Origin of the sequence: Gordonia sp. PP30 (genome assembly GCF_023100845.1) — a bacterium.
GTDB lineage: Bacteria > Actinomycetota > Actinomycetes > Mycobacteriales > Mycobacteriaceae > Gordonia.
The window spans coordinates 3,579,726-3,589,997 of sequence record NZ_CP095864.1 but is presented as its reverse complement, the minus strand read 5'-3'; the positions used below and the strand labels follow the sequence as shown (position 1 = coordinate 3,589,997).

9 protein-coding genes are annotated in these 10,272 nt (G+C 69.0%); 8 read left to right on the top strand and 1 reads right to left on the bottom strand.

What is annotated here, in order from left to right:
• Positions 1 to 79 precede the first annotated feature (79 nt).
• The 7 genes from MYK68_RS16770 (at position 80) to MYK68_RS16740 (ending at position 8,770) form a co-directional block, all read left to right on the top strand.
• Positions 80 to 397 (top strand): WXG100 family type VII secretion target, encoded by a 318-nt coding sequence (locus MYK68_RS16770; RefSeq protein WP_247864891.1) that lies wholly within the window; start codon positions 80 to 82, stop codon positions 395 to 397.
• Positions 398 to 434: 37 nt separating this feature from the next.
• Entirely contained in the window at positions 435 to 722 is a 288-nt protein-coding gene (locus MYK68_RS16765; protein WP_247864890.1) for a WXG100 family type VII secretion target, read from the top strand.
• 85 nt (positions 723 to 807) lie between these two features.
• Complete coding sequence (locus MYK68_RS16760) at positions 808 to 2,613, top strand: SLC13 family permease (RefSeq protein ID WP_247864889.1); 1,806 nt, start codon at positions 808 to 810, stop codon at positions 2,611 to 2,613.
• A gap of 126 nt (positions 2,614 to 2,739) precedes the next feature.
• A complete protein-coding gene (locus MYK68_RS16755; RefSeq protein WP_247864888.1) occupies positions 2,740 to 3,693 on the top strand; it encodes a cation diffusion facilitator family transporter in 954 nt (317 codons plus the stop codon).
• Positions 3,694 to 3,826: 133 nt separating this feature from the next.
• Positions 3,827 to 5,476, top strand: a complete 1,650-nt coding sequence (locus MYK68_RS16750) for an amino acid permease (protein ID WP_247864887.1) — start codon at positions 3,827 to 3,829, stop codon at positions 5,474 to 5,476.
• A gap of 153 nt (positions 5,477 to 5,629) precedes the next feature.
• Positions 5,630 to 7,111, top strand: a complete 1,482-nt coding sequence (gene ahcY / locus MYK68_RS16745; protein WP_247864886.1) for an adenosylhomocysteinase — start codon at positions 5,630 to 5,632, stop codon at positions 7,109 to 7,111.
• Between the two features lie 1,233 nt (positions 7,112 to 8,344).
• Positions 8,345 to 8,770: a hypothetical protein gene (locus tag MYK68_RS16740; protein WP_247864885.1), complete on the top strand. Its 426-nt coding sequence runs from the start codon at positions 8,345 to 8,347 to the stop codon at positions 8,768 to 8,770.
• Positions 8,771 to 8,780: 10 nt separating this feature from the next.
• Here the strand turns inward: MYK68_RS16740 and MYK68_RS16735 are convergent, their stop codons facing one another.
• Positions 8,781 to 9,419 (bottom strand): dTMP kinase, encoded by a 639-nt coding sequence (locus MYK68_RS16735; protein ID WP_247864884.1) that lies wholly within the window; start codon positions 9,417 to 9,419, stop codon positions 8,781 to 8,783.
• 124 nt (positions 9,420 to 9,543) lie between these two features.
• On the opposite strand from MYK68_RS16735, the gene mtrA reads away from it, so the two are divergent.
• Positions 9,544 to 10,230 carry an MtrAB system response regulator MtrA gene (gene mtrA / locus MYK68_RS16730; protein WP_247864883.1) on the top strand — a complete coding sequence of 229 codons (687 nt, stop codon included), beginning with the start codon at positions 9,544 to 9,546 and terminating at the stop codon, positions 10,228 to 10,230.
• Positions 10,231 to 10,272: the final 42 nt, after the last annotated feature.

The following is a 10,272-nucleotide window of genomic DNA, read 5'->3' as shown; positions in this document are numbered from 1 at the left end:
GCCCGGCGACCAGGACTGACCGACCGGACCCGTCCAGTGGTCCGGCGGCGATGAAGAAAGAAACGAATAGGAGCAGGCAATGGCACACGGACTCAATCTCGACCTCGGGGCCGGTCAGGCCGCGGCGTCGAGCATCAAGGCGATCGTGGGTGACATGCGCGGCGTGATCGGCCGCATCAAGACCTCGGCGGCGAGCGGCATGGGGGACTGGGTCGGCAAGGCGGCGTCGTCGTTCGACGCCACCCACACCGACTGGCACGCCACCGCGGTGAATCTGGAGCACGCCCTCGACGACATCGAGCGCAAGCTCACCACCGGCTTCCTCGGGTACGAGGATCAGGACACCGACGCCGGCAACACGATCGTGTCGGCCGCCGCCGGCGGCCTCAATCTCTGACCCGGCGACACCAACCACCACTATCCACGGGGGAACAATGAACATCCGCTACAACTTCGAGAATCTCGGGACCCTCTCGGGCGACCTGAAGAACCAGTTCGCGCAGCTCGAGCAGCTGTCCGGGCAGCTCAAGAAGCAGGTCCACAGCCTGGCCGCGAACTGGGAGTCCGGGGGTGCGGTCGACTACCTCGCCGCGCAGCAGCGCTGGGACTCGCTGTTCGCCGACGCGCGCACCCGTCTCGACGGCCTCGGGACCGGCGTCGCGAAGGCCAGCACCCGGATGCACGAGACCGATCAGCGGGTCGGCAAGTCGTTCGGGGTGTGACCTGCTGCTCCGGCCCCGGTTCCCGGTCCGCCGGATCGGGGCCGGAGCGCCGCCGGACGGCGCCGCGTTTGGCACGATGGGACGGGTGTCGGATGCTGTCGTCAGCCTGATCGTCCTCGGCGTGACGGTCGCACTCTTCGTGTGGAACCGGTTGCCGGTGGGGATCGTGGCCGTCGGCTCCGCGCTCGTGTTGTACTTCTGCGGCCTGATCAGCGTTGACGACGTGACCGCGGGCCTGGGTGCGTCGGTCATCGCTTTCATCGCGGCGCTGTTCGTCGTCACCGCGGGGCTGGAGGCCTCCGGGATCACCGCCTGGATCGGCGGCGCGATGAGCCGCGTCGCCGGCACGTCGCCGCTGCGGGTGACCGCGGCGATCACGGTGCTTGCGGCGATCCTCAGCGCGCTGATCACGGTGAACGGTGCGGCCGCCGCCCTGGTCCCGGTCGCGGTCGCCATCACCCGGCATGCGGGGCTGCTGCCCTCGCGGGTGCTGATCCCGCTCGCCTTCGCCGCCAGTGCGGGTGCGTTGCTGACGTTGTCGGGAAGTCCGGTCAACGTGATCATCGACGAGGCCGCGGTCGCCGCGACCGGCCGGGGATTCGGCTTCTTCGAGTTCGCGCTGGTGGGGCTGCCGATTCTGGCGGTGACGGTCGGTCTCTCCGTGCTGCTGGGTGGCCGGTTGCTGCCCGAGCGCGCCCCGCAGAACCTGCTCGCCGACTTGCGCGACTACCTCGGCGACGTGATAGACCACTACGACCTGGACCGGCGTGTCTACCGGCTCCGCGTCGAGGCGGGTTCGGCGGCGATCGGCGTCAGTTCGCGGGATGTCGTCGACGAATCTCCTGTCGTGCTGCTCGGCACCCAGCACGGTTCCGCCGCGCGGGTCGTGGGGGCGGGGCGGCCGCTCGCCGACGGTGATGTGCTGGTGGTCGCGGGGGCCGACGGCGACGTCAAGGGACTGGCGCTGCGGTGCGGGCTGGTCGTCGAGGACATCGCGGCGCGCCGCGGCCGGCAGCTCGTCGACCGCGACGCCGGGATCAGCGAGGTGGTGATACCGCCGCGTTCGCCGCTCGTCGGGACTCCGGCGTTTCCGGGCATGGTACGGCCGGACGACGACTTGCTGGTGCTGTCGATCAGGCGACGGAACAAGGGCGTCGGGACCCGGGTGGATCTCGCCGAGGGCGACACCCTGCTGGTGCAGGGCCGGTGGCCGGCCATCGAGTCGCTCGACGACAGCCACGAGGTCCTGGTGGTGGGCTCATCCGAGCAGCTCCGGCGGCAGACGGCGGGCCTGGCGCGCACGGCGCCGCGCGCGGCGGTCATCATGGTCGGGACCATCGCGCTGCTCGCGTCGGGGGTGGTGCCTCCGGTCGTGGCGGCGCTGCTCGGGGCGGTGGCGATGGTGGGCACTGGGGTGCTCCGGTCCGAGCAGGCGTACCGGGCGATCTCCTGGTCCACTCTCGTGCTCATCGCGGCGCTGATGCCGATGTCGTCGGCGATCGCCGACAGCGGCGGGGCCGAACTGATCGCCAGGCCGATCGTCGCGCTCGCCGAGGGCCGCAGCCCCTATCTGCTGCTGGCCGCGCTCTTCGTGTTGACGGCGGTGCTCGGCCAGTTCATCTCGAACGCGGCCACGGTGCTCATCGTGATCCCGGTCGCGCTGGCCGCTGCCGCGCAGGTGCACGTCGATCCTCGCCCGGTGCTGATGCTGGTCTGCGTGGCCGGTGCCGCCTCACTCCTCACCCCCATCGCGACCCCCGCGAACATGATCGTGATGGGTCCGGGTGGCTACCGATTCGGCGACTACTGGCGTCTCGGTGCCGTGCTCATGGCCGCCTGGCTGGTGGTCGCGGTCTTCGTGATTCCGGTCTTCTGGCCGTTCCGCCCGTAACTCGAATATCCGGCCGGGCGCGTACGCGGACCGATCGTGCCGCACCGAGGCCGCCGCACTACGCTGGCGGGGTATTTGCCGCCGCGATCGGTTCGTGGCCGGCACGGAGCTGGAGAGGAACATCCCATGTCTGCAGAGGGATCTAAGAAGGCGATCATCGCGGCCCTCGCCGCGAACGCCGGGATCGCCGCGGCCAAGTTCGTCGGCTTCGCGATCACCGGATCGTCGTCGATGCTCGCCGAGGGTGTGCACTCGGTGGCCGACACCTCCAACCAGGGGCTGCTGCTGCTCGGCCAGAAACGGGCCGCGAAGCAGGCCGATGAGCTGCACCCGTTCGGCTACGGGCGGGCCCGCTACTTCTATTCCTTCGTCGTCGCCCTGGTGATCTTCTCGCTGGGCTCGCTGTTCGCACTGTACGAGGGCGCGGAGAAGATCCGCCACTCGCACGACCACGGCCTGGAATCGCCGATCGTCGCCGTCGTGATCCTGCTGGTCGCGATCGGCCTCGAGGGGTACAGCTTCTTGACCGCGCAGAAGGAGTCGCGCCCGCTCAAGGGCGACGCGTCGTGGTGGCGGTTCATCCGGAACTCCCGCAACCCGGAACTGCCGGTGGTGTTGCTTGAAGACTCCGGCGCCCTGATCGGTCTGGTGCTGGCGCTCGGCGGCGTCGGCCTGACCATGGCGACCGGGGACCCGGTGTGGGACGGTATCGGCACCGTGGCGATCGGTGTGCTGCTCGGCGCCATCGCCATCGTCCTGATGACCGAGATGAAGAGCCTCCTGATCGGCGAGGGCGCCACCGAACCGGAGGACCTGGCCATCCGGGCGGCGCTGGTCGGCGGTGGCGTCGACCGTGTCATCCACCTGAAGACGCAGTATCTGGGCCCCGAGGAACTGCTGCTCGCCGCGAAGATCGCGATCTCACCGGGCTCGACGGCCACCGAGATCGCGACCGCCATCGACGACGCCGAAGCACGCGTGCGGGCCGCCGTCCCGCAGACCCGGGTGATCTACCTGGAACCGGACATCGATCGCGGATCGGATGCGGCCGGGGCCTCCTCCACATCGAGCACGTCCTGACCGCGGGACTACCGCGGACGGACCGATTCGGGCCGACACCCGGCGAAAAGCGCCGTACTGGCGCGGGTGCTTCGCTAGGTTGAACGCGACCCGTTCCCGGCGCCGTGTGCGCCCGAACCCGTGAGGAGGCCCGATGAGCAACCCTTTTCTTCGGGTGAAATCGGTTGAACAGTCGATCTCGGACACCGACGAACCGGAGACCAAACTCCGGAGAGACCTGACGTGGCTGGACCTCACGGTCTTCGGTGTCGCGGTGGTGGTCGGCGCCGGTATCTTCACCCTCACGGCGCAGACCGCCGGAAACATCGCGGGTCCGTCGGTCTCGCTCGCCTTCGTCCTCGCGGCGATCGCGTGCGGCCTCGCGGCCCTCTGCTACGCCGAGTTCGCCTCCACCGTGCCCGTCGCCGGCAGCGCGTACACCTTCTCGTACGCGACCTTCGGCGAGTTCGTCGCCTGGATCATCGGCTGGGACCTGATCCTGGAGTTCGCCCTCGCCGCGTCCGTGGTCGCCAAGGGCTGGTCGAACTATTTGAACGAGTTCCTGTGCCTGATCGCCGGGCGGCAGTCCTCGGACACCAACTTCACCGTCATCACCTGGGGTAACGCCGAGAAGCCGTTCGGCGCCTTCGACTGGGGTGCGGTGCTGCTGATCGCGGTGCTGACGCTGCTGCTGGTGCTGGGCACCAAGCTCTCGTCGATCGTGTCGCTGATCATCACCGCGATCAAGGTCGCGGTGGTGCTGCTGGTGATCATCGTCGGCGCCTTCTACATCACGCCGAAGAATTACACCCCGTACATTCCCCCGTCCGCGCCGGCGGCGGATTCCGCGACAGGCCTGCACCAGACACTGTTCTCCCTGGTCACCGGTGCCGGCGGCTCCACCTACGGCTGGTACGGCCTGCTGGCGGCGGCGTCGCTGGTGTTCTTCGCCTTCATCGGCTTCGACGTCGTCGCCACCACGGCGGAGGAAGCGCGCGATCCGCAGAAGGACCTGCCCCGCGGCATCCTCGGTTCGCTCGCGATCGTCACCGTCCTGTACGTCGGCGTGACCCTGGTCCTGACCGGAATGGTGAAGTACACCGATCTGAAGGGTGAGCACTCGACGCTCGCGACGGCCTTCGGGATCCACCACATCACCTGGGCGCAGTGGCTGATCGTGATCGGCGGTCTGGCCGGTCTGACCACGGTCGTCATGGTGATGCTGCTCGGCCAGACCCGCGTCGGCTTCGCCATGGCGCGCGACGGGCTCTTTCCGCGCGGTCTCGCCAAGACCGGCAGCCGCGGTACCCCGTTCCGCATCACCGTGCTCGTCGGCGTGGTGTCGGCGTTCCTGGCCGGCTTCTTCCCGATGGGTGAGCTGGGCGAGATGGTCAACATCGGCACGCTGTTCGCCTTCGTCCTGGTGTCGATCGGGGTGATCGTGCTCCGCAAGACGCGGCCCGACCTCAAGCGCGGCTTCTCCGTGCCGTTCGTGCCGCTCGTGCCCATCCTCTCGGTGCTGGCCTGCGCCTGGCTGATGTTCAACCTGACCGCCCTCACCTGGATCCGGTTCGTGGTCTGGATGGCGATCGGGTTCGTGATCTACGTGGTGTACGGCATGAACCACTCGGCGGTCGGACTGCGCAGTCGCGGTGAGGTTCCGGGCTACACCGACGGTGTCGCGGCGATCATCAGCGCCGAGGACCTGGCCAGACCGCTCGACTCCCTGGGCCCGGACGGTGAGCCGCCGGCGGGCTCCGCACCGACCGAGGCGAAGGGCGATAAGGCCGGCGACGACGGCTGACGCACCACCGCACGACCACCGGGCCGGTCCGCGACATCGCGGACCGGCCCGGCGTCTGTCCGCAGCGCAGGCTAGCCTGATGAACGACAATCCGAACGGCGTTCCTCCTCGGAGAACGTCCGGAGATTTCTGCTGTACACCGAGAGGGACTTTATGACCACCGCGCCCGACAGCGCACTGCACGCCGACGTCGTCAACGGGATCGACTTCAAGGTCGCCGACCTGTCGCTGGCCGAATACGGCCGCAAGGAGATCCGGCTCGCCGAGCACGAGATGCCCGGCCTGATGGAACTGCGTCGCGAATACCACGACGTCCAGCCGCTCAAGGGTGCCCGGATCTCCGGGTCGCTGCACATGACCGTGCAGACCGCCGTGCTCATCGAGACCCTCGTCGCGCTCGGCGCACAGGTGCGCTGGGCGTCGTGCAACATCTTCTCCACCCAGGACGAGGCCGCCGCGGCGGTCGTCGTCGGCCCGCACGGCACCCCGGAGGCGCCGCAGGGCGTTCCGGTGTTCGCCTGGAAGGGCGAGAGCCTGGAGGAGTACTGGTGGGCCGCCGACCAGATGCTCACCTGGCCGGCGGAGTCCGGCCCGGCCAACATGATCCTCGACGACGGCGGCGACGCCACCATGCTGGTGCTGCGCGGTGCCGAGTTCGAGAAGGCCGGGGTGGTGCCGCCGGACGACGACGGCTACTCGGCCGAGTACAAGGTGTTCCTCGCGCTGCTGCGCAAGACTCTCGCGGAGACCCCGAACAAGTGGACCGCCATCGCCGAATCGGTGCGCGGCGTCACCGAGGAGACCACCACCGGCGTGCTGCGCCTCTACCAGTTCGCCGCGGCCGGCGACCTCGCCTTCCCGGCGATCAACGTCAACGACTCGGTCACCAAGAGCAAGTTCGACAACAAGTACGGCACCCGCCACTCGCTGATCGACGGCATCAACCGCGGCACCGACGTCCTCATCGGCGGCAAGAAGGCGCTGGTCTGCGGCTACGGTGACGTCGGCAAGGGCTGCGCCGAGTCGCTCGCCGGTCAGGGCGCCCGCGTCCAGGTGACCGAGATCGACCCGATCAACGCGCTGCAGGCGCTGATGGACGGGTTCGACGTCGTCACCGTCGACGACGCGATCGGCGACGCCGACATCGTCGTCACGTCGACCGGCAACAAGGACATCATCCTGTTCGAGCACATGGGCAAGATGAAGAACCAGGCCATCCTGGGCAACATCGGCCACTTCGACAACGAGATCGACATGGCCGGCCTGGAATCCGCCGACGGTATGACCCGCATCAACATCAAGCCCCAGGTGGATCAGTGGGTGTTCCCGGACGGGCACTCGATCATCGTGCTGTCCGAGGGCCGCCTGCTGAATCTGGGCAACGCCACCGGCCACCCGTCGTTCGTGATGAGCAACAGCTTCTCCAACCAGGTGATCGCGCAGATCGAACTCTGGACCAAGAACGACGAGTACGACAACGAGGTGTACCGCCTCCCCAAGCACCTCGACGAGAAGGTCGCGCGCATCCACGTCGAGGCGCTCGGCGGCACGCTGACCAAGCTCAGCAAGGAGCAGGCCGAGTACATCGGGGTGGACGTCGAAGGGCCGTACAAGCCTGAGCACTACCGCTACTGATTCGTCAGTGCGCGGGCGGCCCGCCTCGCACATGTCCTTCTTCGGCCCTTCGATGTCGGTGTCTAGAATCCGCGCCCGTCTCGAGCCACAGAAGGATATGCGCGAGGCGGGCCTCTCTCGTCGGGTCGGTCGCGGGTGCTCGGCGGGCTTGCCCGGTGGAATGGAGTGTGTGGCTCCGTGTTCGAGACGGTGACTGTAACCGCCCGTTGAGCCGGCGAGCCGATTGGCGAGTCGAGTCGAAACGCCCGCCCGACGCGAGAGTTCGTGCGGGCGGAAGACATGCGTGAGGCGGGTTTCTCTTCGGGTGTGTGCTGGTAGCTGTGGCCGCCCGTTGAGCCGGTGAGGAACGAAGTGACGAGCCGTGTCGAAACGCCCACCTGACGGGGAATGCTGGACGAAGACGGTGCTCGCCCTCTTGTCAGGGGTGCCGGGCACCCATTTCTCGTTCTCGCGCCCTCGGCAGTGGGGGGCGAGAACGAGGGACCGGGCGAAGGGGGCGAGAGTTCGGTGCTCGGGCAGGAGGCGTGCGCGCGGTCCGGGCTTGTCCGGTGGAATCGAGTGTGTGGCCCCGTGTTCGAGACGGTGACTGTAGCCGCCCGTTGAGCCGACGAGCCGATTGGCGAGTCGACGCCCGCCCGACGCCAGAGTTCGTGCGGGTGGAAGACATGTGTGAGGCGGGTTTCTCGTCGGGTGCGTGCTGGTAGCAGCTCATCGGTTCCGCGGCTGTAGCCGCCCGTTGAGCCGGTGAGGAATGCACGAGGCCGAATCGGTCGGGGCCGGTGCCGAACCGGGTGAGACGCTCGCGCACCTTCTCCTCGGCCCGCTCGATGCTTTCGCGGTCCTCGTCGGTGAGATTCGGCGCGTCGCGCCAGTCGCCCCACCGGCCCTCGCTGCCGAGCATAGTGCAGAGGTCCCAGCTGAATCGGCGGAATCCGTCTGGCGGGGTCCAGCCGCGCGCATGGCGATGCAGCTCGGCGGTGATCGACCCGAGGTGGAAGAAGTCGATTCCGGAGTCGGGCGACTCGGCGATCTCGCCCGGGATGAACTCGAAGGCGTCGACCAGCCGGGTCTCGTCGCCGCGGGTGACCTCGGCGGCCAACCATGCCGCCGCCCCCGGGTCGGCAATCCCCGGTGCCGCAATCCCTGGATCTGCAATCCCCGGTGCCGTCGCTTTCGGGGCTGCAGTCGCCGGGCGCCTGGTCGAGGTCGGTACCGCCGCACGGTCCGCGGCCGATGACTCCGCCCCCGCCGGGCCGGTTCCCGCCTCCGCCGCCCGTCCACGGTGCTCCGCCGAGCGGTCGCGCCGCGCCCGGAGCGATGGTCCCCGGCGCCGCGCGCCCGGCGAGCGGCTACGCCACCTTCCATCCCGTGCCGGGTGCGGCCGGGCAGACCGGGACGCCGCAGGCCCCGCCCGGCGGCGGCAAGGGCATGAAGGCGCTCAAGACCACCGGCTCGGTGCTCGGCACGCTGCTCAGCATCCTCGCGTGGCTGCTCGACTCGGTGATGACCGTCATCTACCACGCGCTCTGGATCGCGATCGGTGTCGCCGGCGTCTGGATGGGCGTCTCGGGCTTCCCGATCGGCTTCGTCGCGCCGGTGATCTCGTTCCTGATCCTGCTGCTCTACTGGACCACCGGCTGGATGATCTGGTGGGACTGAGAACCGGGAACTACGACGGCGGCAGCAGGGCGAGGACGGCCGCGACCGCGTCGTCGCCGTCGGCGACCGTCCAGTCCGACATCCACGACGCGTCGGCCAGCGCCAGGTACGACCGGTAGACGCGCGTCTGCAGGTCGGCGTCGCGCTCGTAGGCGTCCCGGGCGCGCGCGGCATCGGCCGCCGCACGACCCTCCGCCCGTTCCATCGCCACCTCCGGCGGGACGCCGAGGAGAAGCTGGTGTGCCGGGCGGGGGAGCGCGAAGCGCCCGAATTCCAGGTCGCGGACCCACGTCACCACGTCGCCGTCGGGTCCCTCGCCGAGCCGGGCCGCGCTGTAGGCGGCGTTGGAGGCGACGTAGCGGTCGCACAGCAGCAGGTCGCTGGTGTCCAGGGCGGCGGCCAGTTCGCTGCGCGCTTCGCGGCGGTCGAGCGCGAAGAGCAGGGCCATCGCGTACGCGCTCTGCGCCAGGTCGCCGTGCTCACCGTGCAGCGCTTCGGCGGCCAGATCGGCGGTGAGATGCGTGCCGTACGACGGGAACGTCGTCGATGTCACGGACAGGCCGCGGTCGGTGGCCTCGGCGACGATCCGCCGGGTGATGGTGTTCTTCCCGGCGCCGTCCAGGCCTTCGATCGCCACGAGGATTCCCATGCGGTGATCGTAGGGTCCGGGCGGCGATGCCGATCGGGCGGAGTCGCGATCTCGGCTCCGTGTGGGGGATCCCCGGCCGGCCGGAGGGTGTCGTTACCGCGCGGAACAGCCGTCGAGTGCCACGATGGTCGACATGAAGCCCCGGATCCTGGTCGTCGACGACGACGCCTCGCTGGCCGAGATGCTCACGATCGCCCTGCGCAACGAGGGCTTCGAACCGTTCGTCGTCGGCGACGGCACCCAGGCCCTGCCCGCGGTCCGCGAGCTGCGGCCCGACCTGGTCCTGCTCGACCTGATGCTGCCCGGCATGAACGGGATCGACGTCTGCCGCGCCATCCGGAACGAGTCGGGTGTGCCGATCGTTATGCTGACCGCCAAATCCGACACCGTCGACGTGGTCCTCGGCCTGGAATCGGGCGCCGACGACTACATGGTGAAGCCGTTCAAGCACAAGGAACTCGTCGCCCGTATCCGGGCACGACTGCGCCGGCAGGGCGACGAGCCCGCCGAACTGCTCGCGATCGGCCCGGTGGAGATCGACGTGCCGGCGCACAAGGTGACCCGCGACGGCATCCCGATCTCGCTGACCCCGCTGGAATTCGACCTGCTGGTGGCGCTGGCCCGGAAGCCGCGGCAGGTCTTCACCCGCGACGTCCTCCTCGAACAGGTCTGGGGCTACCGTCATCCCGCCGACACCCGGCTGGTGAACGTGCACGTCCAGCGTCTGCGGGCGAAGGTCGAGACCGACCCGGAGAATCCGGAGATCGTGCTGACGGTGAGGGGGGTCGGCTACAAGGCCGGACCCCCGTGATCAAACATAAGTCTGTGTTCAACCGCCGCCGGATCAACCGGT